Genomic DNA, 25,001 nt, shown 5'->3' with positions numbered 1-25,001 from the left:
GAAGGGCGGCGGGCACGAGGCCCGCCGCCCTCCGTCGGATCACCAGGCCAGGACTGGGATCTGGAACATGCGCGAGTCGGTGTACGGCTCGGCGCCGTCGAACGTGGCGCGCAGCAGGTGCACGCCGCGCGACAGCTTCGGCACGGTCACGCTGACGCGACCGTTCTGGGCTGCCGTGAGCTCGACCGTGGCGAGGAGCTTCGACCCGTCGAACACCGAGACGGTGCCGACCGGCTTCGACCCGTCGAGCGCGTAGACCTGCGCCTTGTAGGTCACCGAGCTGCCGGCACGCACGAGCAGCGAGCTCGGCGCGCCGACCGTGATCGTCGTGACCGGAGCCTGCGGCTCGGGCACCTCGACGGTGATCGGCACGCTCACGCTCGTCTTGGTGGAGGCCACCGCGATCTCGAGCGAGGTCGCGCCGCTGACGCCCTCCGGCACCGTGACGGCGAGCGAGGCGCGGCCTCCCTCGTCGGTCGCGGCGACCGGCGTGCGGTCGACCGGCGCGGTGCCGACGGCGATGCCGCCGATCGAGACGGTGACCTGGCCCGCGGCGACCTCGGTGGTGCTGAAGTCGAGCGAGCTCAGCGCGAGGTTCAGCGTCTCGCCGGGCACGTAGGCGGTGCCGTTGGCGGGCGCCGGCAGCACGAGGCCCACCGAGCGCTGCGCCAGGTCGGGCGTCGCCGTCTTGTTCGCGGTGAACCAGTCCACCATCGCCTGCAGGTCGACCTTGCCGGTGTCGGCGCGGCCCGTGCCCTTGCCGAGGGTGAAGAAGTTGTCACCGCCGGCCGCGAGGAAGGAGTTCGCCACGACCTTGTAGTTCGCCGCCGGGTCGAGTTCGACGCCGTTGAGCGAGACGTGGGTCACCCGGGATCCGGCCGCAGCCGTCGGGTCGTAGATGACCTCGAGTCCGGCGTTGACGCCGAGCTTCAGGAACGGACGCGATGCGCCGGCCGGCTGCCACTGCTCCTCGAGCACCTGCTTGACCTGGGCGCCCGTGAGCGTCTGGGTGAAGAGGGTGTTCGCGAACGGCTGCACGTTGGCCGCCTCGCGGTAGGTGACGTTGCCGTCGGGATCGGCGGCACCGGTGCTCTTGAACTTCAGGTCGGTGCGCATGCCGCCCGGGTTCATGAACGCGATGTCGGCCGCGCCGTCCTGCTTGGCCGCCCAGAGCTGCACGTCGGCGACGAAGTTGCCGATGGTCGACTCGGCGCCGCGCGCCTCGACGGTGACGGGGTTGCCGTTCGCATCCGTGCCCGGCATCTGGCCGCGGTTGAAGTCGGCGGTGATGTCGCCGACCTTGACCGCACCGAGCACGTCGGCCTTCGCCTTGGCATCGGCGACGATCGCCGCGACCTCGGGGTCGGCCGGGTAGAGCGCCTTGGCGGGCACCGGCGGGTTCGTCGTCGCGACCGTCATGAGCGGCTTCAGCTCATTGGTGATCGAGACGAGCTCCTTCGTCTTGCCGTCGACCTCGAGCTTCATGAGGCCGAACTGCTCGCCGTACTGGCCGGCCGAGACGACCGGGCGGCCGTCGACGACGTGGTTGTACGGGAGGTGCGTGTGCGCCGAGACGATCGCGTCGACCTCGGGGTCGACTCCGGCCACGATCTTGCCGAACACGGAGCTGTCGGTGACGCTCGCCTTGGCGGCGGTCGTCGCCCCCTCGTGCACGAGCAGGATGAGCACGTCGGCCTCGCCGTTGGCGGCATCGCCGTCGGTGAGGTTCGCGGCCTGCGCGTTCACCGACTCGACGATCGGGCGAACGTCGAGGTCGGCGATGCCCGCGGGGCTGACGAGCGAGTGCAGCTCTTCGGTGACGGCGCCGATGAAGCCCACCGTGACGCCCTCGAAGGTCTGCGTGTAGTACGGCGCGAGCGCCGTCTCGTTCGTGCCCTTGAGGAACACGTTCGAGCTGATGTACTCGAAGTCCGCCTCGCCCTGCACGCGGTCCCGGAGGTCCTTCCATCCCTGGTCGAACTCGTGGTTGCCCGCTGCGCTCACGTCGAGTCCGGCCGCGTTGAGGGCGGCGATCGTCGGCGAGTCCTTCTGGATGAAGGACGTGAACGTCGAGGCGCCGATGAGGTCGCCCGCCGCGGCGAAGACCGTGTTCGGGTTCTCGGCGCGGACCGCGTCTGCGGCTCCCGCGAGCACCGCGGCACCGGCGGACGGGGCCGCCTGCTCGATGCGACCGTGGAAGTCGTTGATCGTCATCACGCTGATGTCGACCACGTCGGTGAGCTTCGAGCTGTCGAGACCGATGACCTGGGGGTCGTGGTCGCTCGAGCGGAAGACCGAGTCGTCGGGCGAGCCGTTCTCGTACTGGCGGTCGCTCCACTCGGGCGAGTTGATCGCCCAGCGGCCGATGCCCGTCACGCCCTGCACGGCCGCGGCGTTGCCGAGCGCGTGGTCGAGCGAGCCGAGCTCGCCGTCGAACGTGTACGTGTACTGGTCGTCGGTGAGTTCGGGGAGCAGGTCGGTGTACCCGGCGCCCGTCAGCACCTGGATCGGGTCCTCCTCGGCGTACGAGTTGAAGTCGCCGAGCAGGAACACCTCGCCCGCCTCGGCGGCGAGCGAGTCGGCGAGGGTCAGGAGCGACTCCGCCTGCGCGACGCGGTCGGCGTTGAAGAAGCCCTGGCCATCGGCCGGCTGGGTGCCGGAGCCGCTCTTCGACTTGAAGTGGTTGGCGACGACCGAGAAGTCGTTGCCGTTCGGCAGTTCGAAGACCTGCCCGATGGGCTCGCGGGCGTTGCCCCAGACGGCCTCATTCAGCACGGTCTGCGCGTCGCCCTTCGGGGTGACGGCGTCGGTGCGGTAGATGATCGCGCTCTGGATGTAGTCGGTCGTCGCTGCAGTGAGCGAGGCCGGCGTCGGGATGTACGCCCAGACGTCTGAACCCTCGGCCTCGTTCAGCGCGGCCACGAGCGTCGCGGTCGCCTCGTCGCGTGCCTCGCCGAGCTTGAACGAGTTCTCGATCTCCTGCAGCGCGACGACCTCGGCGTCGAGTGCGGTGATCGCCTTGACGATCTTCGTCTCCTGCAGCGCGAACTCCTCGGCCGTGGCTGCGCCGCGGGCGTTGGCGTTCTCGCTCGAGAGGGTCGTGAAGTAGTTCAGCACGTTGAAGACGCCGACCTGGATGTCGCCGCCCACCGCGGGTGCGGTCTCGACACGCGGGTTGAGCGTCTCGAACGTGGGCTTCGCGGATGCCGGGCTGGTGCTGTCGATCGGCGCGGTCGGCTGCAGGCGCCAGGCGTCGAAGCCGTAGCTCAGCACGTAGGGCGTCGAGGGCAGGATCACGCGGTCGCCGTTGCGGACGACCTGGTCCTTCGTGAGGTACGGCTGGTCGGCCGGGTGCCCCGCGGAGGTGACGGTCGCGTTCCAGCCGTCGTCGAGCACGAGCAGCCGGCCGCGGTTGGCGGCGGCGATCGCGTTCGCGTCGGCGCCGGCGTCGACCAGCTCGGTGCCCTTGACCGGCAGCGAGTCGCCCGCGGCGAGCCACAGCGAGCCGTAGTTGTAGACCTCGTGCGTGCTCGAGAGCAGGTAGGTGCCGGTGGGTGCGACGAGCATGCTCTCGAGCGCCTCGCGCACGCCGCCGACCGTGGAGTCGGGCAGCGGCTGGGCGTCGGGCACGCCGACGCCTGCGGTGACGACCTCGGCGCTCGCGGCATCCGTCGCCGTGATCTCGGTGAGGCCGAAGTACTCGCTGACCGCGCCGGTGACCTTCACGAGGTCGCCGACCGCGCCGACCGCGGGCATGCCGAAGACGAAGACGCCGTCGGAGACGCCGGGCGTCGTGTCGGGGCCGGGGGTCTGGATCGTCACGCCGTTGTAGCCGCCGGTGCGGTAGTCGGCGGTGATGACGCCCTCGACGGTGACCGTCTTGCCGACGAACGGGCTCGTGTCGGTCGAGCCCTGCACCTCGGCGATGGTCGCGAGCTCGGGGTCGGGCTCGGGCTCGGGGTCGACGACCGCGCCGGAGTTCTGCGGGGTGGGCGTCGCGCTGAACGCGAAGTCCGCGGCGTTGTTGTCGGTGTCCAGGCCGCCCGTGCGGGAGATGCTGCCCGGGGTGGCGTTGGTGCCGGTGTATGCGGCGACCGCGCCCTCGAAGTTCAGGGAGGCTCCGTAGCCGACGTAGTCGACGACGTTGGCCGCGTTGACGATCGAGCCCGTTCCGGGGTTGATCGCGGTCGCGACGTTCGCGAGGAACACCGACCCGGTCGTGCCGCTGGGCGCGACGTCCTTCGACACGTCGGGCGTCGGCAGCGCCGCGCCCGTGGCGCCGTTGCTGTTCAGCCCGATGAGGAAGTACCCCTTCGCGGGGATCGACTTGCTCAGCTCGACGACGCCCGATGCCGCCGGGGCGCCGGTGCTCGTGGCCGACCGGTACTGCAGCGACCAGCCCGCGAGCGAGACGGCCGAGTTCGTCGGGTTGTAGAGCTCGACGAACTTGTTCAGGTACGGCTGGTTGGCACTGCCACCTCGCGCGTACACCTCGTTGATCACCACGCCCGAGCCGTCGGTCGCGGCGAACGCGGGTGGCGCCCCCAACAATCCGACGATCAATGCCCCGGCGGCCGTAGCCGCTATGGCGGAAAGGCGTTGGACGGTACGACCACCCTGCATGACGCTCCCCTGTGTCATTCGATGTGACGTTCGCACTCGGGTTTACGGGAGGCGAACTCCCCCGGCTCGGGGGCCACTTTGCGCGTCAGCCTATGATTCGGCTTGGCTCCTGCCAAGGGGTTGCCGGGAATCATCCGGCCGATTTCACATCGTGTTCACGGGAGATCGCGCAGGCGAGCATCAACCCGTTCCGGCCGTGCTCAGATGAGCGAAATCCGGGCGGGGTCTGGCGTTCTGCAGCCGGTCGTGATTGGGCTCTCGGCAGTCGCCGCGGCATCCGCACCGATACGATGTGGCCTCATGCTGACGGCCGTGTTCTCGCTCACGGGCGCGCTCGTGTTCGGCGCCGCAGACTTCCTCGGCGGGCTCGCCGCGAAGCGCATCAGCGCCCTGCTCGCGACCGCGGTCGCCGCCCTGTCGGGATGCGTGCTGCTCTTCGTCGCGCTGCCCGTGATCGGCGGCGAATGGAGCCCGCACGACGTGGCCTGGGGTGCGATCTCGGGCGCGGTCGGGGCCATCGGCATCGCCCTGCTCTACGCCTGCCTCGCCATCGGGCCGATGAGCATCCTCTCGCCGACGACGGCCGTGGTCTCCGCGATCGTGCCCGTGCTCTACGGGCTCGTGTTCGCGGGCGAGCGCTTCGACGCGATCGGGTACTGGGGCCTCGGCCTCGCGCTCGTCGCGGTACTGCTCGTGGGCTTCGTGCCCGAGCGCGGCGCCGTCCGCCCGTCGCTCCGCGGCATCCTGATGGCCATCGGCTCCGGCGCCGCCATCGGCGGCTTCTACATCGCCATCGACCAGACCTCCGACGAGAGCGGCATCGTGCCGCTGATCCTCAATCGCGGCGTCAACGCGGCCCTCATGTTCGCGGCGGTCGGCGTGGTGGCGATCGTCGCGGCGATGCGAGCTCGGGGGCGCGTCGCTGCCAGTGCCAGCGCAGGTGCCAGCGCCAGCGCCGGCGCGTCGACCGAGCGGATGCCGCGGGCCGGCCGCTCGCCGCTCGCCACCGGCATCCGACTCGCCGTGGCCTGCGGCGTGGTCGACGCCGTCGCGAACGGGCTGCTGCTCTTCGGCATCCGCGCGGGCGACCTCTCGATCGCCGCCGTGCTCGGGGCCATGTACCCGGCCGGAACGATCCTGCTCGCCGCGCTCGTCTTGCGTGAGCGCATCGCCCCCGTGCAGTGGGCGGGGCTCGTGCTCGCCCTCGCCGCTGCGGCGATGCTCGCCATCGCCTGATCTGCTCCGCGCGCTGCTGCTGCGCTGCTGCGCTGCTGCGCGAGAATCGTCGGATGGACGCCGACCGTTTCATGCAGATCCACGACGCCGAGCTGCTCGCCCAGGGCGAGCGCGTGCTCGGCGCCGAGTTCGCCGCGATGAGCCGGCGGGTGCTCGAGGTCACGGAGCTGACGTCGCGCCTGAACGTCCTGCCGTTCGACGACGAGGCGGGCCGGACGCGGCTGCTCGAGCAGATCCTCGGGCGCCCGCTCCCGCCGCGGGTCACGATCTCCCCGCCGTTCTTCACGGACCACGGCCTGCGACTCGAACTCGGCGAGCGCGTGTTCATCAACCAGAACTGCACGTTCCTGGACTACGCCGGCATCCGCCTGGGCGCGGGGGTGATGATCGGCCCGAACGCCACGCTGATCACGATGGGCCACCCGGTCGATCCCGGCGAGCGCCGCCGGTATCTCAGCGGAGCACCCATCGACGTCGCCGAGAACGTGTGGATCGGCGCTGGTGCGACGATCCTGCCCGGCGTGAGCATCGGCCGCGACTCCGTCGTGGCGGCAGGCACGGTGGTGGCCGACGACGTTCCGGAATCGAGCCTCGTCGCGGGGCCGAAGGGAACCGTGCTCCGCCGCTGGTAGGTGCCTGCGGTCGCCTGACTCGGAACAGGACTCAGCGGGCGGCGGGCGCGTGTCGTGACTGTGCTCGGGGCGCCGGCGCGAATCGCGCCTGTTCCGGAGCGCGAGCTACAGCCGCACGACCTCCGTCACGTGCACGATGGCCGTGCCCTCCTCGGCGGAGGCCTCGAGGTCGACCTCGGCGCGGATGCGCCAGTCGTGGTCGCCGGCCGGGTCGTCGAGGATCTGCTCGACACGCCAGACGCCGGCCGCGGCATCCGTCTCGTCGATGACCACGAGCTGCGAAGAGCGGGCCGCGGCACCCGTGCCGAGGTCGTCGTGTTCGGCGTAGTACCGGTCGAGGGCGTCGGGCCAGCCGGCGTCGGGGTCGAGTTCGGAGAGCTCGTCGTCGCGCTCGAGGGCGGCCAGCTGCACGCGACGGAACAGCTCGTTGCGCACGAGCACCGTGAACGCCCGTCGGTTCGTCACGACCGATGGCGGTGCGGGCGGCACGACCGCCGCCTCGTCTTCAGGCAGGTGCGCGCTGGGGTCGACCATCTCGTTCCACTCGTCGACGAGGCTCGAGTCGACCTGCCGCACGAGCTCGCCGAGCCACTCGATGAGGTCGAGCAGCTCCTCGGTCTTCGCGTCGTTCGGCACGGTCTGCCGCACCGCGCGGAACGCGTCGGAGAGGTAGCGCAGCACCAGGCCCTCGCTGCGGGCGAGCTGGTAGAACGAGACGTACTCGCCGAACGACATGCTGCGCTCGAACATGTCGCGCACGACCGACTTCGGCGAGAGCTCGAAGTCGCGCACCCACGGCTGGCTCGACGCGAAGGTCTCGAAGGCCTGGGCGAGCAGCTCGTCGAGCGGCTTCGGCCAGGTGACCTCCTCGAGCAGCTCCATGCGCTGGTCGTACTCGATGCCCTCCTGCTTCATCGCGGCGACGGCCTCGCCGCGCGCCTTGAACTGCTGCTGCGAGAGGATCGGGCGCGGGTCGTCGAGCGTCGACTCGATGATGCTGACGACGTCGAGCGCGTAGTGCCCGGTGCCGATGCCGGTTCCGGGCGCAGCCTCGGGGTCGAGCAGGTCGATCGCGGCGAGCGCGAACGGCGAGAGCGGCTGGTTGAGCGCGAAGTTCGGCTGCAGGTCGACGGTGAGCGCCACCTTCACGCCAAGACCTCCGGCCGCGGCATCCGGCGTCAGCTCGACGACGCCGGCGTCGGCCAGGGTGCGCAGGATGTCGAGGGCGCGGCGTGCGAGCTCGAAGCGGCGCGGGCGCGGCTCGTGGTTGTCGAAGACGAGCGAGCGGATGCCGCCGACGACGTCGCCGCCACGGCCGATCACGTTGATGAGCATCGCCGCGGTGAGCTTCAGCTGCGGGGTCAACGGTTCGGGCTCGGCGGCGACGAGCCGGTCGAAGGACCCCTCGCCCCAGGTGATCTGCCCGGCCGGAGCCTTCTTGCGCACGATGCGCTTGAGCTTCTTGGCGTCGTCGCCGGCCTTGCGAACCGAGACCTCGTTCTCGATCTCGTGCTCGGGCGCGAGCACGACGACGGTGCCGGCGGTGTCGTAGCCGGCCCGACCGGCGCGGCCGGCGATCTGGTGGAACTCGCGGGCGCTGAGCTGGCGCATCTTCTGGCCGTCGAACTTCGCGAGCGCGGTGATGAGCACCGAGCGGATCGGCACGTTGATGCCGACGCCGAGCGTGTCGGTGCCGCAGATCACACGCAGCAGGCCGCGCTGGGCGAGCGTCTCGACGAGGCGGCGGTAGCGCGGCAGCATGCCGGCGTGGTGCACGCCGATGCCCGCGCGCACGAGGCGCGAGAGCGTCTTGCCGAACGCGGTCGTGAACCGGAACCCGCCGATGGCCTCGGCGATCTCATCGCGCTGCTCGCGGGTGACGACCCGGATCGACGAGAGCGCCTGCGCCCGCTCCATGGCCGCGGCCTGCGAGAAGTGCACGATGTAGACGGGCGCCTGCCGGGTCTCGAGCAGTTCTTCGACGGTCTCCTGCACGGGCGTCTTGGCGTACGAGTAGTGCAGCGGCACGGGGCGCTCGACGCCGGTGACGCGCGCGGTCGTGCGACCGGTTCGCCGCTCGAGGTCCTCGGCGATGGCCGTGACGTCGCCGAGCGTGGCCGACATCAGCACGAACTGGGCGCGCGGCAGCAACAGCAGCGGAACCTGCCACGCCCACCCGCGGTCGGGGTCGCCGTAGTAGTGGAACTCGTCCATGACGACCTGGTCGACGTCGGCGTCGGCCCCGTGGCGGAGCGCGAGGTTCGCGAGGATCTCGGCGGTGCAGCAGATGATCGGCGCGTCGGGGTTCACCGAGCTGTCGCCCGTGACCATGCCGACGTTGGCGGCCCCGAAGATGTCGGCGAGCTGGAAGAACTTCTCGCTCACGAGCGCCTTGATGGGCGCGGTGTAGTAGCTGCGGCCCCCGGAGGCGACGGATGCCGCGTGCGCGGCCACGGCGACGAGGGACTTGCCCGTTCCGGTGGGCGTCGAGAGGATCACGTTCGCCCCCGACACGATCTCGATGACGGCCTCGTCCTGCGCGGGGTAGAGCGAGAGTCCCCGGTCTTCGGCCCAGTCGACGAACGCGACGTACATGGCGTCGGCGTCGTACGGTCGCGGCGCGCGCTCGAGCAGGGACTGGGTCATCCCCCGAGTCTGCCGTACGCGACTGCCGGTCGCGTCCGCGCCGGCTCCGGCCAAATGGGGGAGCCGGCCTGCTTCGCGTTTCGGGCGCGAAGCCGGCCGGCTCACGATCGCACCGCGGTGACAGTTCCCCCTGCGGTCCGCGTGCGATCGGTACCAACCTAGAAGGCCCTCGGATGCCGCGCCTCAGTGCCAGCCCTGAGTTCGCGCCGTGCGGCCCGGCGTCGTCAGTCGCGGGCCGACGCCGCGGTGAGCTGGGCGTCGCGTGCGAGCACCTCGACCGTGCGCACGAGCGTGCGGCGACGCGCGGCGACGCGCGCAGGGCCGCCACTGTCATGGCCGGTCACGATGAGCGCGTCGAGGTGCGAGAGCACGGGCCAGGCGTTCACGAGCGAGACGACGGTGAGCAGCAGCTCGGCCGCGGTCGTGTGGTCGACGCCGGGGAGCATCTGGGCGAACCGGTCGACCTTGGTGCGGTGGTACTGCGCGCGCGCCTCGTCGGCCGCGGCGAGCTCGGCGCGCTCGAGGCCCTCCCAGAACACGAGGCGCGGGATGACCCCGTCGACGAGGTGGTGGTCGAACAGCCGGCCGGCGTAGTCGGCGGCGGCCTCCGGGCCCTCGCCGTCCATGGCCACGGCGTCCATCGAGTCGCGCAACCGTGCCCCGAGCACGGCGGCGAACAGGTCGTCCTTCTTGCCGAAGTACTGGTAGATGCGCTCCTTGTTCACCCCTGCGGCGGAGGCGATGCGGTCGATGCGACCGCCGGCGAGCCCGTGCTCGCTGAACTCCGCGGTCGCCGCGTCGAGCAGCAGCCGCTTCGTGCGCTCCGTGTCCCAGGCCATGGCTGGAGTGTAGCAATTCCAACTGGATAGTTGTAAAAACTCGAACGGCGTGCTTCAATAGCAACCATTCAGTTGGACCCAACCGAATGGTTGGACACGAAGGGGCACACGCCATGACCACCACGCAGAACCTCGACCTCACGTCCGTCGCCCCGGCGAGCGCCGCTCCCACCGCGACCGAGCAGGGCGCGGCGGTCGCGGTCGCGCCGACCGCCACGCCGACCACCCCGCCGTCGATCCACGTGCGCGCACTGCTCACCTGGATCGCGATCTTCCCGCTCGTCACGATCGGTCTGACGCTCATCGCCCCCGTCGCCGAGGCCTGGCCGCCGGTGCTCCGCGCGCTCGTGCTCACCGTCGTCGTGGTGCCGACGGCCGTCTACCTCGTGATGCCGCAGCTGCTCAAGGGCCACGGACGCCTCGCGCGTCGCCGTGCCGCACGTCGAGGCTGATCGCGCACGGCCGCCCGCGGCATCCGTCACCCGAACGGGAGGTCAGTGCAGGCCCGGAAATCCGCGGATCGCCCTTGTCGGAGCCGAACGAGCGGGGCTAGTTTCAGATCGACCTGCACCGACCGCGCCCGCGAGCCCAGGAGCCTGCCATGCGTCTCTCACCACTCCCCGAACCCGACGACGCCGCAGACACCGCAGAAGCCGAGGCCGCAGCGGGAGGCGAACCCGAGGCCTTGACCGAGGCCGCAGCCACAGCAGAAGCCGAAGCGGCGGCCGGAGCGGCACCCCATCCCGACGGCAGCTACGACGCCGCCCTCGTGCTCGTGCACGGCATGGGCGAGGCGTTCCGCAGCCAGATCCTGCTCGAGTGGGCCGAGCCGATCCTCGCCCGCATGGACTGGATGACCCGCGAGCGCATCTACGGCGCCGACGACACGTACGGGGTGCAGCTCGACGCATCCGACCTCTCCGGCGACGCCCCGATCGTCAGCGCGACCGTGAAGTTCCCCAAGCGCCGCGACCCGAACGGGCCGGCGGACGCACCGGTCGAGCCCGTCACGAAGCGCATCGCGATCATCGAGGCCCGGTGGGCCGAGTCGTTCGTGCCCCTCGGCACCGCGCAGATCTTCCGCTGGGCCGCGCCGTTCATGTGGCGCGCGATCATCCGGATGCTCCGGCTCTTCTGGGCGACGATGGTGCTGCTGCCCTGGTACACGCTCATCGAGCACCCGCGGGTCGAGCGCAAGCGCCTCGCACTGCGGTCGTACGTGCTCACGTTCCTGTTCGACCTCGTGCGGCTCATCGTCGGATTCGCGGTCTTCCTGCCCGTCGCCGCATTCGTGTTCCTGCTCGCCGTCGTGCTCACGCCCGTGCTGCCGCTGATCAGCCCGCTGCTGCTGATCCCGGCGTTCAAGAAGGCGGCGGGCGACGTGATCCAGGGGCTCGCGGGCTCGATCGGCGACGTCACCGCCTGGAAGGAGACGCCCGTTCGTGCGAGCGCGATGCGCCTCGTCGTGCGCGACGCCGTTGCCAGGGCGAAGTCGCTCGTCGGCGACGGCGACGTGCACGTGTTCGCGCACTCGCAGGGCGCCGCGGTCTCGACCTTCACGCTGTTCGAGGAGATGGACCCGCACGCCTTCAACGTGCGGCAGCTGACGACCGTCGGCGCTGCTGTGAGCCTGCTCGGGCGCGAGAAGTGGCGAGGCCGCACCGACCCGTACACGCCGGTGCAGAACTGGATCGACCGCCGCAGCGGACAGGATCGCCCGGTCGAGTGGGCCAATCACTGGGCGATCTGGGATCCCTTCTCGGCGGGCCCCATCGCCGACAAGACCGGCAAGGCGCGCCAGCGCTGGCGCGCGTCGTACTTCCCGCGCCGGGCGGGCGACGCGTTCGGGCCCGAGGAGCACGCCGTGCACAACGTGAGCCAGCCGTTCCTCGACCACTCGTACTACTACAAGAACACGCTCCAGGTCGTCGAGCCGACGGTCCGCAACCTGCTCGGCCCCGAGCTGCCCGGCCCGTCGCGCGAGGTCGCCTACATCGAGAACCGCCTGAACGTCATCAACAAGAAGTCGCTCGGCACCAACATGATCGCCGCGGTCGTGATCGCGGTGCTGCTGCCGGGCCTCACGGCGGTCTCGGCGTTCCTCGCCTCGGCCGTGACGACCGTCGCCGGATGGTTCGCCTCGATCGGCGACGTGTTCAACGGGGCGGATGCCGCACCCGACGTCGCGAGCAGCGTCGGGTTCCTGCACGAGGCCGGGCACCTCACGGGCTGGGGCTGGGTCATCGCGTCGGCGCTCGTCGCGGCCCTGCTGATCTGGATCAACCAGGTGATCACCGGATACGTCGAGCGCACGCTCATCTGGGACCGTTGCCCGCTTCCGGTGGGCTGGTGGCTCGCGCTCACGAGCGTGCCGCGACTGGTCTACGTCGTCGGCGCGGCGGTCGTCGTCTGGTTCTCGGTCGAGCAGTGGGCGCCGGTCGCCCCCGAGTGGCGCATCTGGCTCGGGGCGGCGTTCGTCGTCGTCGCGGCGTTCGCGTTCCTCGAGGCGCGATTCGCGCCGGCGCCCGTGGTGGTTCCGGCCCGCACGCGAGCCGAGGAGATCGCGATCCTCCAGACCGGCGAGGCGGCTCCCCTCTCGCTTCGCCTGGCGCGCCGGAGCGACGCCTACCGCGACAACCTGAAGGCCAGGCAGAAGGCCCTCGACCCGCAGGGCTGGTGGGCGAAGATGTGGGCGCGCTCGTTTCACCACTGGCCGCAGCAGGACGAGCAGCCCGAGGTCGGTCCGGCGCCTTCGGCGGGAGTGCCTACGCGCGCGTGACGCCGAGGTCGCGCAGCCCCGCGACCGCCCGGTCGACGATGTCCTCGACGGGGGCGTCGACGTCGACCACGAGTCCGCGTTCGTCGTCGGCGAGGGCTTCGAGCGTCGCGAGTTGCGAGGCGAGCAGGCTCGGCGGCATGAAGTGCCCCGTGCGACCCGCGGCGCGGGCGGTGAGCACGGCGTCGTCGGCGTGCAGGTGCACGAAGCACGTCGTGGGGGCCTGGGCTCGCAACCGGTCGCGGTAGCCGCGGCGCAACGCCGAGCATGCGACCACGAGGCCGGATGCGTCGGCCGACGCCAACTCGAGTCCGACGATGTCCAGCCAGGGCCACCGGTCGTCATCGGTGAGCGGCACGCCGGCACGCATCTTCTCGACGTTCGCCTCGGGGTGCAGGTCGTCGGCGTCGCGGAACGGGGCACCGAGGCGATCGGCGATCTGCGTGCCGATCGTCGACTTGCCGACGGCGGAGACACCCATGACGACGATGAGCGGCACGTGATGGGTCATCCCACCATCTTGCCTGCGAAGGCATCCGTTTACTGGCAGGATTCTTTACCATGTCGAACGAAGTCCGGGCCGCCCGCTGGTCGCTGCTGGTGCAGTTCGCGCTGTTCGGCCTCATCATGTCGTCGTGGCTCAGCCGCATGCCCTCGATCCGCGAGGCGCTCGACGTGAACGCCGCCCAGCTCGGCGGACTGATGGTCGTCGGCGGCCTCGGATCGCTCGCCGGTGCGCTGACCATCGGCGTCATCGTCGCCCGCTTCGGCAGCCGAACGGCGCTGCTCGGCGGCACGATCGGCAACGTGCTCGGGTTCGGTGCGATCGCCTTCGCCACCGCGAGCGGCGACGTGCGCTTCTTCATCGCCGGCGCATTCGTCAACGGATTCTGCGGCGCACTCGTGAACGTGCCGATCAACACGAACGCGGCCGAGGTCGAACGTCGCATCGACAAGGCGATCCTGCCCCACTTCCACGCCTGCTTCTCGATCGGCGCCGCGCTCGGCGCGCTCGTCGGCGCGGCGTTCGCGACCATGCAGGTGTCGATCACCGCGCAGATCCTCGTCGTGCTCGCGGCCGTGACGCTCACCCGGCTCGCCCTGCTGCGCCCGGCGACCGCGCTCACCCTGCACGTGCCGATCATGACCGAGACCGGTTCGGTCTCGGTGGCGGCGACGAGGCGACGGCACCGCGGCGCGGTCGCGCAGGCGCTCGGCGCCTGGCGGGAGCCCCGCACGCTGCTGCTCGGCGTCGTGCTGCTCGCCGCCTCCCTCGCCGAGGGCTCGGCGACGAACTGGCTGTCGCTGGCCGTCGTCGACGGCTTCGCGACCGTCGAGGCCGCCGGCGCGCTCGCGTACGGCACCTTCGTCGGCGCGATGACGGTGTTCCGGTTCCTCGGCTCGCCGCTCATCGACCGCTTCGGCCGGGTCGCCGTGCTGCGCGTCTCGGGCATCGCGATCTTCACGGGCGTGCTGGTCTTCGTCTTCTCGCCGAGCCTCGCCACCGCGTGGATCGGCGTGCTGCTCTGGGGGTGCGGCGCGGCGCTCGGCAATCCGATCGCGATCTCCGCGGCATCCGACGACCCCGCGCACGCGGGCCCGCGAGTGGCCGTGGTCACCTCGTTCTCGACCGTCTCGGCGCTCGCGGCTCCCCCGCTGCTCGGCCTGCTCGCGAGCGAGGTCGGTGCCCGCAACGCGATGCTCGTGGTCGCCGCCGTCGCGGTCGTCAGCTTCTCGGTCGCAGCCCAGGCCAGGCGTCAGCCGGTGCCGGCACTCGTCGACTGACCCGCAGCATCGCGCGGCGACGTCAGCCGAGCAGCAGCGCCACCGCGAGCAGCACCGGCACCGCGCCGATCGTGGTGATGAACACGGTGTCGCGGGCGACGATCTCGGCGGTCTCGTAGCGCTGGGCGAAGACGAACACGTTCTGCGCCGTCGGCAGGGCGGCGAGCACCGTCACGGCGTAGAGGTCGATGCCCTCGAGCCCGAACACGAATCGGCCGAGCGCCCACGCGGCGACCGGCATCGCGACGAGCTTCAGCGCCGAGGCGAGCAGGACGTCGCGGCGGCCGGTGCCCGGCTCCAGCAGGCGCTGCCCGTGCAGCGAGAGGCCGTAGGCGATGAGCATGAGCGGCACCGCGGCATGGCCGATGAGCTCGATCGGGTCGAGCACGATCGGGGGCAGCTCGATGCCGGAGACCGCGACGAGCACGCCGAGCAGCGAGCCGATGATGATCGGGTTGCCGAACGTCGAGCGCAGGATCATGGGCACCGAGGTGCGCCCCTCGACCTTCGCGCCGAGCACGGCGAGCGCGATCGGCACGAACACGAGCAGCTGCAGCAGCACCACGGGCGCCGAGTACGCGGCATCCCCCAGCATGTAGACCGCGATCGGGATGCCGAAGTTGTTGCCGTTGACGTAGCCCGACGAGAGCGACCCGATCACGGTGCGTGCGGCGCCACGACGCCAGACGAGCAGCGACACGACCGCGAACGCGGCCATGACCGCCACGGCGACGATCGCCGAGACCGGCAGCAGCACCGAGAACAGCGCGCCGACATCGGCCGTCGCGAGCACCGAGAACAGCAGGAACGGCGCGAGCACGTTGAAGTTCAGCTGCGCGAGCACCGGGCGGGCGCTCGGGCCGAGCACGCCGAGGCGGCCGGCGAGCCATCCGACGAACACCGCGAGGGCGATCACCGCGAACCCGGTGAAGATGCCGATCACGCGCGCGAGCCCTGCGTCGGGGGCCTGCGCGCGTCATCCATCGCCTTCGACCCTACTCGCGCGGTCCGCGGCTCCCCGCACGGAACCCGAGGCGACGGACCTGCCATCCGGGCTGGCCACCGGCCGGGTGCCCGACCTAGGCTCGAAGCGCACGCGGAAGTCGAACGGGGCGGGGAGACGATGTCCGGAGCAGGCGAGCACACGCGCGACCGAGAAGGCCACGACGACCGGGGGCCCGCGGCATCCGTGCCCTTGGAGCTCGTCGACCGGTGGTGGCGGGCGGCGAACTACCTGAGCGTCGGGCAGATCTACCTCATGCGCAACCCGCTGCTCGACCGCCCCCTCGAGGCCGATGACATCAAGCCCCGCCTGCTGGGCCACTGGGGAACCTCCCCCGGGCTCAACCTCGTCTACGCGCACCTCAACCGCGCGATCGTCGAGCGCGGAACCCGGATGCTCTACGTCTGCGGCCCTGGCCACGGCGGGCCCGCGATGGTCGCGAACACGTGGCTCGAGGGCACCTACTCCGAGCTCTTCCCCGCCATCACGGCCGATCGCGACGGCATGCAGCGGCTCTTCCGGCAGTTCTCGTTCCCGGGCGGCATCCCGTCGCACGCGGCGCCCGAGACGCCCGGCTCCATCAACGAGGGCGGTGAGCTCGGCTACTCGCTCATGCACGCCTACGGCGCCGCGCTCGACAACCCCGGACTCGTGGTCGCCTGCGTCATCGGCGACGGCGAAGCCGAGACCGGGCCCCTCGCCACGAGCTGGCGCGGGCACGCGTTCCTCAACCCCGTCACCGACGGCGCGGTGCTCCCGATCCTGCACCTGAACGGCTACAAGATCGCGAACCCGACGCTGCTCGCGCGCATCCCCGAGTCCGAGCTCGTGGACTTCTTCCGCGGCAACGGCTACGAACCGCTGCTCGTCACGGGCGGTTTCGACGGCGAGGACCCGGCCCTCGTGCACGCGCGCCTCGCCGATGCCGTCGACGTCGCGCTCGAGCGCATCGACGCGATCCGGGCGGATGTCGCGACGGGCGCGTTCGATCGCAACGCACCGCACTGGCCGGCGATCGTGCTGCGCACCCCCAAGGGCTGGACCGGCCCGAAGGTCGTCGACGGCGTGCAGGTCGAGGGCACGTTCCACGCCCACCAGGTGCCGCTCTCGGAGGTGCGCGAGAACCCCGAGCACCTCGCGATGCTCGAGGCCTGGCTCCGCTCGTATCGGCCCGAGGAGCTCTTCGACGGCGACGGCCGGCCGGTCGCCGAGCTCGATGCGCTCCGGCCGCGCGGCGAGCTGCGCATGAGCGCGACGCCGCTCGCGAACGCCGGCGTGCGGCATCCGCTCGACCTGCCCGACACGGTCCCGTTCGCGGTCGAGGTCTCCCCCGACGCGCGCGGAACGACGGATGCCGCGACCACCGTGTTCGGCCGCTGGCTGGCCGAACTGCTGCGCGCCAACCCCGACGACGCCCGCCTCTTCGGGCCCGACGAGGTGCTCTCGAACCGGCTCGGCGCCGTGTTCGAGGTCACGTCACGGGCATGGGCCGGTGAGCTGCATCCGCTCGACGAGCACCTGGCCCGCGAGGGGCGCGTCATCGAGGCCCTCAGCGAGCACCTCATGCAGGGCATGCTCGAGGGCTACCTGCTCACCGGACGCCACGGGCTCCTCACGAGCTACGAGGCGTTCATCCACATCGTCGACTCGATGTTCAACCAGCATGCCAAGTGGCTGGAGTCGGCCGGCGAGGTGGCCTGGCGCGGCGACCTCGCCTCGCTCAACTACCTGCTCTCGTCGCATGTGTGGCGTCAGGACCACAACGGCTTCTCGCACCAGGACCCCGGATTCCTGAACGTGGTCGTCAACAAGCAGGCCGATGTCGTGCGCGTGTACCTGCCGCCCGACGCGAACACCCTGCTCGCCACGATGCGGCACGTGTTCGCCACGACGAACCGGGTCAACGTCGTCGTGGCCGGCAAGCAGCCCCAGCCGCAATGGCTCGGTGCCGACGAGGCCGACGCCCACGTCGAGGCGGGCCTCGGGGTGTGGGCGTGGGCGGGCAACGAGCCCGGATTCGATGCGGCCGACCCCGCGGCATCCGTTCCCGACGTCGTGCTCGGCTGCGCGGGCGACGTGCCGACCATCGAGGCGATCGCCGCCGCGCAGCTGCTGCGCGAGCGCCTGCCCGGCCTCGCCGTTCGCGTCGTCAACGTCGTCGACCTCATGCGGCTGCAGGATCCGTCGCACCACCCGCACGGGCTCGACGATGACGCCTTCGACGCGATCTTCACCCGTGAGGCGCCGGTGATCTTCGCGTTCCACGGCTATCCGACGCTCGTGCACCAGCTCGCCTATCGGCGCACGAACCATCGCAACCTGCACGTGAGGGGTTTCATCGAGCGGGGCACGACGACCACGCCGTTCGACATGCTGCACCTGAACGACCTCGACCGGTACCGGCTCGCGCTCGACGTGATCGAACGGGTGCCCGGGCTCGCCGGCCGACCGGGTGTCGCCGACGTGGCCGACGAGTGGCACGCGATGCGCACGGCGGCGCGCGAGCACGCCTACGAGCACGGCGAGGACCCCGAGTGGATCACCGGGTGGGCGTTCCGCGCGTCCTGACGCGTGTCGCGGCTGCGGCGCGCGCGGCCGGCGTCACCAGCGGGCGTGCACCTGGGCCCGGATGCTGCGGTCGTAGAGCTCGCGCACCGAGGCGTCGAACGAGGCGGGGAGCTCGAGCGAGCCGGCGGCCGCGTTCGCGCGCGCCTGGTCGACGTTGCGCGCACCGGGGATCACCGAGCTGACGCCGGGCTGGGCGGCGATCCACGCGAGCGCCACCTGGGCGGCCGTGGCATCGGGCGCCGCGGCCCGCGCGAGCTCGGTGAACTCGGCCGCGGCGGCGACGCCGGTCTCGTAGTCGACGCCCGAGAACGTCTCGCCGACGTCGAAGGCCTCGCCGTGGCGGTTGAAGTTGCGGTGGTCGTTCGCCGCGAAGACGGTCTCGTTCGTGTACCGCCCAGAGAGCAGGCCGCTCGCGAGCGGCACGCGCGCGATGATGCCGACGCCGGCCTCGACCGCGGCGGGCAGCACCTCGTCGAGCGGCTTCAGCCGGAACGCGTTGAGGATGATCTGCACGCTCGCCACGTTCGGGCGGGCGATCGCGGTCAGCGCCTCGTCGACACGCTCGACGCTCACGCCGTAGGCGCCGATCGATCCGTCGGCGACGAGTGCGTCGAGCGCGTCGAACACGGCGTCGTCGCCGTAGACCGAGGTGGGCGGGCAGTGCAGCTGCACGAGGTCGACGGTCTCGACCCCGAGGTTCGCGCGCGACCGGTCGATCCACGCGCGGAAGTGCTCGGCCGAGTAGCTGTCGTGCTCCTGCCGCAGGCGCCGCCCCATCTTCGTGGCGACCGTGACGCCGGCATCGGGGTTGGCGCGCAGCCACGTGCCGATCAGCGACTCGCTGCGGCCGTCGCCGTAGACGTCGGCCGTGTCGAAGAACGTGACGCCGGCCTCGTGCGCGGCGTCGAGCACGGCGAGCGCGTCGGCCTCGTCGACGTCTCCCCAATCGGCGCCGAGCTGCCAGGTGCCGAGTCCGATGACCGAGACCGAGCGGCCGGTGCGGCCGAGGGTGCGACGCTGCATGAAGTCCTCCAGGGGTGTGCGGTGACGAGGGTCGCGGTGACGGATGCCGCGGGCGGCCGTCGTGATCCGCGGCCGCGTTCCGAGCCTACGCCGCGCCGCGGCATCCGCCCGGCGTTCGATGCTGCCCCCGGAGCGGGGCGGCCGGATGCCCGCCGCGCTCAGGACGCCTTGGCGGGGTGGAACCTCGTCGCCGACCACGCGTCGGCGATCGCGCTCACCTTCGTGTCGCGCCAGCCGCTCTCGCGGAGCGCGCTGCGCACCGCGGTGTCACCGGGAGCGGTGGTCCGGCGGCCCTTGCCGTGCACGATCCACACGGGCGAGGCGACGCCGCATTCGCGGAACCACACCGGGAGCGATTCGAGCTCGTCGCGGTCGCGCACGACCACGACCACGAGCTCCGCCTCGAACGGCGGCACGCGCGTGGCGTCGGCGAGCGCCGCCTCGAGTTCGGCGACGGGCAGTTCACCGCGCACCGCGACCGTGCGGCCCGCGGCGATGCCGAGCTTCTCGGCGAGGGTCGGCGGCTCGGCGGCCAACGCGTCGGCCCATGCGGATGCCGCGGCCCCGAGCCGGAACCGGTACGTGTCGCCCTGTGCGACGAACGAGACGACCCCGTCTGCGGCCTGCACCTGCGTCATCGCGGCCCGCGGCAGGCGTGCTCGACGCTCGCCTGAGACCTCGAGTCCGCCCGACTCGAGGTGGAGCGTCACGGCGGCCACCCCTTCGTCGCCGATCCAGGTCGCTCGAGCTTGTCTTCCCATGCAGAAATCCCCCCGGTTCATGATCGTCTCCCGGCCCGCGCGACGCAATGCCCCCGAACGGATGTGACCCCGATCGCGGCAGGCGCCGGGGCCGGTCCGTGCGTCTGCGCCTGCGCGCTCAGCCGACGGCGTCGGGAATCGGCACCGCACGACCGCTGACCGTGATGCCTCCGGTCGGCGGGATGTCGACGACGAGCTCGCCCGGGCGGCCGACGTGACGGCCCTGCTCGATGACGACCCTGGCGGGCGGCGCAACGGCGCCGATCGCGCGCAGGTAGCCGCCGACGGATGCCGCGGCCGAGCCCGTCGCGGGGTCTTCGGTGATGCGGCCGACCGGGAACAGGTTGCGCGCCTCGAAGCGGAGCGGGCCGGCGGCATCCGCCTGCGCCAGGGGATGCAGCACCGTGATCGTCGCGGGCCACCCCTGTTCGTCCATGAGGGCGCGCACGGCGGCCGGATCGAACGCGAACCCGTCGAAGGCGCCCGCCTCGTCGATGACGAGCACCGGGTGCCAGTTGCCCGCGAACGCGAGACGCGGCGGCAGCGAACGCGAGAGCGCGGCCGCATCGAGGCCGAGCAGGTCGAGCACCCGCTCGAGCGTCGACGCCTCGAACTCGGCCAGGTCGGTGCCGACGCTCGTGAAGGCCGCCGTGATGCCGCCGGCGCCCTGCAACGTCACGATCTCGATCGGTCCGACGGGTGTGGCGAACCGCAGCGCACCCGTCGCCGACCGCTCGGCGAGCGCGACCGCCGTGGCCACGGTGGCGTGCCCGCAGAAGGGCACCTCGGCGATCGGCGAGAAGTAGCGCAGCCGGTACGCATCGCCGTCGCGGCCCGTGACGAAGGCGGTCTCGGCGAAGTCGACCTCGGCGGCGATGCGCTGCATCTGCGCATCGCTCAGGTCGCTCGCGTCGAGCACCACGCCCGCCGGATTGCCGCCATCGGGGCGGTCGGTGAAGGCGGCGTATCGCAGGATCTCGGGCGTGCTGGTCACCACATGATCGTCGCACGTCGCGCGGCGCACGTCGCGCGGCGACCGCGACGACGGAGCAGACGAGCGGATGCCGCGGGCCGGCCCCATGCGATGGGGCGCGCGCCGCGGCATCCGCTCGTCTGCGCCGTTCGTCAGGCCTGCTGCTCCTGCTCGGCGCCGAAGCGCTGTCGCGCCTCGACGGGGATGAGGGGATGCGCGGCCCTGGCCTTGAGCTGCTGCACGGCCCACGTGTTGCCGTCTGGGTCGGCGAACCCGAAGAAGGTACCGCCGTCGCGTTCGTCGAAGACGGTGATCGGGCCGGCGTCGACCCCGCGCTCGATGAGCTCGGTGCGCGCGGCCTCGGCGTCGGCGACGACGAGCTGCACGCCGCGCAGCGAGCCCGGCGCCATCTCGCCCTGCGAGGGGAGGTTGCCGATCACGATCGAGCAGCCCGAGCCGCGCGGGGTGAGCTGCGCGACGTGCATGTGCTCGTTGACGGTCTCGTGGTCGAGCTCGAACCCGACCCGGTCGCGGTAGAAGGCGATCGAACGGGCGAGATCGGCGACCGGCACGATGACGACTTCGAGGGTCCAGTCCATGGTGTGCTCCTGTGGTTGCGGTCTTGGTGTGGTGTCGGAGGCGGCCGCCGAACGCGGCGGCCGGCGGCTCAGTCGGCGACGATCGCGTCGAGCCGCTGGTAGCCCTCGGTCAGGCCCTGCTCCATGTTCGAGGCGATCATGCCGTCGCGGGCCTCGAGGCTCGGGTAGGTCGAGTGGATGCTGAGGCGCGTGCGCCCGCCGCCCAGGTCTTCGAAGGTCATCGCCTCGACCGCGACGACGTCGGGGAACCCCTCGTACTCGAAGGTCTGGATGGCGAACTCGTTCTCGCGCACCGTGTGGAAGGTGCCGTTGAACGCGTACGCCTCGCCCGCCGGGTCGACGTGCAGGTAGCGGTAGCCGCCCTGCGAGACGAAGTCCCAGCGTTCGACCTGCATGTCGTAGCCGTTCGGCCCGAGCCAGCGCTTGACGATCTCGGGGTCGCGGTGCGCCTCGAACAACGCGCTCACCGGCGCGTCGAACTCGCGCACGATGTCGATGAACGGCAGGCCCTCGGGGGCGCTGATGGTCACGGGGTTGGTGGTGGTGGTCATGATTCCTCTGCCTTGCGTGCGGGGTCGGCGGTGGCGCCGGCCTCGGATGGTGCGGCATCCATGCCGCGATCGGTGGCGAGCAGCGCATCGAGCGAACGGAACTGCTGCTCGTGGATCAGCCGGTAGCGGTCGATCCACGCGGTGAGGGCTTCGAGCTGCGCAGGCGCGAGGTGCACCGGGCGACGCTGGGCGTCGCGCGTTCGCGTGACGAGCCCGGCGTGCTCGAGCACCTGGATGTGCTTGGACACGGCCTGCTTGCTGATCTGGAAGGGCTCGGCGAGGTCGTTGACCGTCGCCGGGCCACGGCTGAGCCTCGCGATGATGCCGCGTCGCACCGGATCGGCCAGGGCCATGAAGGCCCGGTCGAGCCGGTCGTCGGCACCGGGGTCGAGGATCATCCGCGTATCCAACCTTTCGCTTGATCAACTACTTGATTGACTAAGAGTACGACGGCCACCGCACAGCGTCAAGCGTTCATCGAGAATCCCTCGCATCTCCGCGGCATCCGGAGCAGAATCGACGCTGGACGACCACGACCGACGACGATCTGGAGCACACCATGCCCGTCACGCTCAACCCGTACCTCAACTTCCGGGGCACCGCCCGCGAGGCGCTCGAGTTCTACCACGCGATCTTCGGCGGCACGCTGAACATCAGCACGTTCGCGGACTTCCAGGCCTCGCAGAACCCGGCCGAGGCCGACCTCGTGATGCACGGCCAGATCGACGGGCCGAACGGCCTCACGATCATGGCGGCCGACGTGCCCGAGCACATGGCCTACACCGGCATCACGGGCGTCTCGGTCTCGATCTCCGGAGACGACGACGCGACGATCCGCGGCTACTGGCAGCAGCTCGCCGAGGGCGCGACGGTGCAGCAGCCGCTCGAGGTCGCCCCGTGGGGCGACGCGTTCGGCATGCTCGTCGACCGGTTCGGCGCGAGCTGGCTCGTGAACATCTCGGGCGCGGCGGCGTAGCAGTTCGGCGCCCGACTCAGGCAGGCGGCCTCGATTCAGGCGAACGTGCGCGGTTCAGGCAGGATCCGGCGAGATCATCCTGACCCGGCGACTTCTGCCTGAATTCCGGATGCCGCGCGCAGGCCGATCGCCGGAATCAGGCCGACGCGACCGGCAGCACGGCGCCGTGCAGCGCCTCGACGACGGGGGCGAGTTCGGGCTGGGCCTGCGCCTCGGCGAGCACGCGCTCGAGCGTCTCGTCGTGGATCGGCCGCGCCCGTTCGTAGAGCGCCCGACCCGCATGCGTGAGCTCGGTGTAGATGCCCCGCCGGTCGTCGGCGCAGAGCACGCGCGTGAGCAGCGAGCGGTCTTCGAGGCGGTTCACGAGCCGGGTCGTCGCACTGGGACTGAGGGCCGTGGCCCGGGCCAGTTGCTGCATGCGCATGTGCCAGCCGTCTTGACGGCTGAGCGCGTCGAGCACGGTGTACTCGACGACCGAGAGGTCGACGGATGCCGCGAGCGACCGCTCGAGCTCGCTCTCGATCAGGCCGTGCAGTGCGGCGAGCGTGCGCCAGCCGTGCGCGCGCACCTCGACGGCGTCGTCGGCGATGCCCATGTCGTCTCCAGGAGGTCGGTTTGCGGGTCGGCTCGGAGCCGGTCGAAAGTAGTTGCTTGCGCTAGGTATTTGCGTGTGCAACTATTGATCCTGCGTTCGCAATAGTCGGCGCTTGCAACTACTTCCCACCACTGTACAGGAGAACCTCGCATGCCACTCGGACTGCTCGCCCTCGCGATCGGAGCCTTCGGCATCGGCCTCACCGAGTTCGTCATCATGGGGCTGCTGTCAGACCTCGCGGCCGACTTCGGCGTCTCGGAGGCCGCGGCCGGCTGGTTCATCTCGGGGTACGCCCTCGCCGTCGCCGTCGGCGCGATCGGCCTCACCGCCGCTGCGACCCGACTCCCCCGCAAGCCCGTGCTCATGGGCCTGCTCGGCCTCTTCATCGCGGGCAACGCCATCTCGGCGCTCGCGCCGACCTACGAGGCCATGATGGCCGGGCGCATCGTCGCCGCGCTCTGCCACGGCGCGTTCTTCGGCATCGGCGCGGTCGTCGCCGCCGACCTCGTCGCCCCCGCGAAGCGCGCCGGCGCCATCGCGATCATGTTCACCGGCCTCACCGCGGCCAACGTGCTCGGCGTGCCGTTCGGCACCTTCCTCGGGCAGCAGTTCGGTTGGCGATCCACGTTCTGGGTCATCTCGGCGATCGGCGTGCTCGCGCTCATCGGCATCGCCGTGCTCGTGCCGAGTACCCGACCCGACGGAGCCGCCGCACCGAGCCTCCGCCGCGAGCTCGGCGCGTTCCGATCCGGCCAGGTCTGGCTCTCGCTCGGCGTCACCGTGCTCGGCTTCGGCGGCATGTTCGGCGCGTTCACGTACATCGCCTACACGCTCACCGAGGTCAGCGGGTTCGCCGCCACCGACGTGCCCTGGCTGCTCGTGCTCTTCGGCGCCGGCCTCGTCGTCGGCAACTGGATCGGCGGCAGGCTCGCCGACCGGTCGATCGACGGAACCCTGCTCGGCTTCATCGCCACGCTCGTCGTGGTGCTCGCGCTGCTCGGCTGGCTCGCGACATCCCCCGTCGCCGTCATCGTGCTGCTCGTGCTCATGGGCGGATTCGGCTTCGGCACCGTGCCCGCGCTGCAGAGCCGGGTCATGCGCTACGCCGAGCAGGCGCCGACGCTCGCCTCCGGCGCGAACATCGCGGCGTTCAACGTCGGCAACGCGCTCGGCGCCTTCGCCGGCGGCCTCGCGATCTCGGCCGGCCTCGGCTACACCTCGCCCATCTGGGTCGGCGCGCTCATCACCGCGGCCGCGCTCGTCGTCATGGTCGTCGCCTGGGCCACGGCTCGTGCCGGTGCACCGTCGACCGAGCGAGCGGATGCCGCACCGCGGGCAACGACCTCGACCGGCTCGCTCGCGACGTCCGCGCACTGACGCACCGCTCGAAGACCACCCCTCGATCCCCGCACCCC

20 protein-coding genes are annotated in these 25,001 nt (G+C 71.2%); 8 read left to right on the top strand and 12 right to left on the bottom strand.

Going from position 1 to position 25,001, the window contains the following annotated elements:
* Positions 1-39: 39 nt before the first annotated feature.
* A complete protein-coding gene (locus ASE68_RS16725) occupies positions 40-4,548 on the bottom strand; it encodes an ExeM/NucH family extracellular endonuclease (RefSeq protein WP_055862282.1) in 4,509 nt (1,502 codons plus the stop codon).
* A 375-nt stretch (positions 4,549-4,923) separates the two neighbouring features.
* Between ASE68_RS16725 and ASE68_RS16720 the strand changes: the two genes are divergently transcribed.
* Both ASE68_RS16720 and ASE68_RS16715 read left to right on the top strand, forming a co-directional pair.
* Positions 4,924-5,859, top strand: coding sequence for an EamA family transporter (locus ASE68_RS16720; RefSeq protein WP_055862280.1), 936 nt, complete (start codon positions 4,924-4,926; stop codon positions 5,857-5,859).
* A gap of 53 nt (positions 5,860-5,912) precedes the next feature.
* Positions 5,913-6,491, top strand: coding sequence for a sugar O-acetyltransferase (locus tag ASE68_RS16715; protein WP_082462433.1), 579 nt, complete (start codon positions 5,913-5,915; stop codon positions 6,489-6,491).
* Positions 6,492-6,596: 105 nt separating this feature from the next.
* Here the strand turns inward: ASE68_RS16715 and ASE68_RS16710 are convergent, their stop codons facing one another.
* Positions 6,597-9,137 carry an RNA helicase gene (locus tag ASE68_RS16710; RefSeq protein WP_055862278.1) on the bottom strand — a complete coding sequence of 847 codons (2,541 nt, stop codon included), beginning with the start codon at positions 9,135-9,137 and terminating at the stop codon, positions 6,597-6,599.
* A gap of 224 nt (positions 9,138-9,361) precedes the next feature.
* Complete coding sequence (locus tag ASE68_RS16705) at positions 9,362-9,976, bottom strand: TetR/AcrR family transcriptional regulator (RefSeq protein ID WP_055862276.1); 615 nt, start codon at positions 9,974-9,976, stop codon at positions 9,362-9,364.
* Positions 9,977-10,089: 113 nt separating this feature from the next.
* Here ASE68_RS16705 and ASE68_RS16700 point away from each other — a divergent pair, with 113 nt between their 5' ends.
* Together ASE68_RS16700 and ASE68_RS16695 are read left to right on the top strand one after the other, a co-directional pair.
* Entirely contained in the window at positions 10,090-10,428 is a 339-nt protein-coding gene (locus ASE68_RS16700; RefSeq protein WP_055862274.1) for a hypothetical protein, read from the top strand.
* Between the two features lie 149 nt (positions 10,429-10,577).
* Positions 10,578-12,755, top strand: a complete 2,178-nt coding sequence (locus tag ASE68_RS16695) for a hypothetical protein (RefSeq protein ID WP_055862272.1) — start codon at positions 10,578-10,580, stop codon at positions 12,753-12,755.
* On the opposite strand, the gene ASE68_RS16690 is transcribed toward ASE68_RS16695, so the two are convergent.
* Positions 12,742-13,263 (bottom strand): gluconokinase, encoded by a 522-nt coding sequence (locus ASE68_RS16690; RefSeq protein ID WP_055862270.1) that lies wholly within the window; start codon positions 13,261-13,263, stop codon positions 12,742-12,744. The genes ASE68_RS16695 and ASE68_RS16690 overlap by 14 nt on opposite strands.
* Positions 13,264-13,313: 50 nt before the next feature.
* Here ASE68_RS16690 and ASE68_RS16685 point away from each other — a divergent pair, with 50 nt between their 5' ends.
* Complete coding sequence (locus ASE68_RS16685) at positions 13,314-14,537, top strand: sugar MFS transporter (protein WP_055862268.1); 1,224 nt, start codon at positions 13,314-13,316, stop codon at positions 14,535-14,537.
* A 22-nt stretch (positions 14,538-14,559) separates the two neighbouring features.
* Here the strand turns inward: ASE68_RS16685 and ASE68_RS16680 are convergent, their stop codons facing one another.
* Positions 14,560-15,480, bottom strand: coding sequence for an AEC family transporter (locus ASE68_RS16680; protein WP_055862266.1), 921 nt, complete (start codon positions 15,478-15,480; stop codon positions 14,560-14,562).
* Between the two features lie 180 nt (positions 15,481-15,660).
* Between ASE68_RS16680 and ASE68_RS16675 the strand changes: the two genes are divergently transcribed.
* Positions 15,661-18,108, top strand: coding sequence for a phosphoketolase (locus ASE68_RS16675; RefSeq protein ID WP_082462432.1), 2,448 nt, complete (start codon positions 15,661-15,663; stop codon positions 18,106-18,108).
* 33 nt (positions 18,109-18,141) lie between these two features.
* Here ASE68_RS16675 and ASE68_RS16670 read toward each other — a convergent pair whose 3' ends face one another.
* The 6 genes from ASE68_RS16670 to ASE68_RS16645 all read right to left on the bottom strand — a co-directional run bounded on the left by ASE68_RS16670 (position 18,142) and on the right by ASE68_RS16645 (position 22,413).
* Positions 18,142-19,131 carry an aldo/keto reductase gene (locus tag ASE68_RS16670; RefSeq protein ID WP_055862264.1) on the bottom strand — a complete coding sequence of 330 codons (990 nt, stop codon included), beginning with the start codon at positions 19,129-19,131 and terminating at the stop codon, positions 18,142-18,144.
* A gap of 158 nt (positions 19,132-19,289) precedes the next feature.
* Positions 19,290-19,892 (bottom strand): hypothetical protein, encoded by a 603-nt coding sequence (locus ASE68_RS16665; protein ID WP_157421734.1) that lies wholly within the window; start codon positions 19,890-19,892, stop codon positions 19,290-19,292.
* 118 nt (positions 19,893-20,010) lie between these two features.
* Positions 20,011-20,886 (bottom strand): PhzF family phenazine biosynthesis protein, encoded by an 876-nt coding sequence (locus ASE68_RS16660; RefSeq protein WP_369800093.1) that lies wholly within the window; start codon positions 20,884-20,886, stop codon positions 20,011-20,013.
* A 131-nt stretch (positions 20,887-21,017) separates the two neighbouring features.
* A complete protein-coding gene (locus tag ASE68_RS16655) occupies positions 21,018-21,464 on the bottom strand; it encodes a VOC family protein (RefSeq protein ID WP_055862260.1) in 447 nt (148 codons plus the stop codon).
* Between the two features lie 68 nt (positions 21,465-21,532).
* The gene (locus ASE68_RS16650) at positions 21,533-22,015 is read right to left on the bottom strand and encodes an SRPBCC family protein (protein ID WP_055862258.1); all 483 of its coding nucleotides are present in this window, start codon (positions 22,013-22,015) and stop codon (positions 21,533-21,535) included.
* Entirely contained in the window at positions 22,012-22,413 is a 402-nt protein-coding gene (locus ASE68_RS16645) for a helix-turn-helix transcriptional regulator (RefSeq protein WP_055862257.1), read from the bottom strand. Before ASE68_RS16645 ends, ASE68_RS16650 begins: the two co-directional genes overlap by 4 nt.
* Before the next feature lie 161 nt (positions 22,414-22,574).
* Between ASE68_RS16645 and ASE68_RS16640 the strand changes: the two genes are divergently transcribed.
* Positions 22,575-22,991 (top strand): VOC family protein, encoded by a 417-nt coding sequence (locus ASE68_RS16640; protein ID WP_055862255.1) that lies wholly within the window; start codon positions 22,575-22,577, stop codon positions 22,989-22,991.
* Between the two features lie 136 nt (positions 22,992-23,127).
* Here ASE68_RS16640 and ASE68_RS16635 read toward each other — a convergent pair whose 3' ends face one another.
* Positions 23,128-23,586 carry a MarR family winged helix-turn-helix transcriptional regulator gene (locus tag ASE68_RS16635; protein ID WP_055862253.1) on the bottom strand — a complete coding sequence of 153 codons (459 nt, stop codon included), beginning with the start codon at positions 23,584-23,586 and terminating at the stop codon, positions 23,128-23,130.
* A 150-nt stretch (positions 23,587-23,736) separates the two neighbouring features.
* On the opposite strand from ASE68_RS16635, the gene ASE68_RS16630 reads away from it, so the two are divergent.
* Positions 23,737-24,963, top strand: coding sequence for an MFS transporter (locus ASE68_RS16630; protein WP_055862252.1), 1,227 nt, complete (start codon positions 23,737-23,739; stop codon positions 24,961-24,963).
* Positions 24,964-25,001 lie beyond the last annotated feature (38 nt).

Source organism: Agromyces sp. Leaf222 (assembly GCF_001421565.1).
Lineage (GTDB): Bacteria > Actinomycetota > Actinomycetes > Actinomycetales > Microbacteriaceae > Agromyces.
The sequence above is the reverse complement of the archived record's forward strand: the minus strand, read 5'-3'. Positions and strand labels throughout refer to the sequence as shown.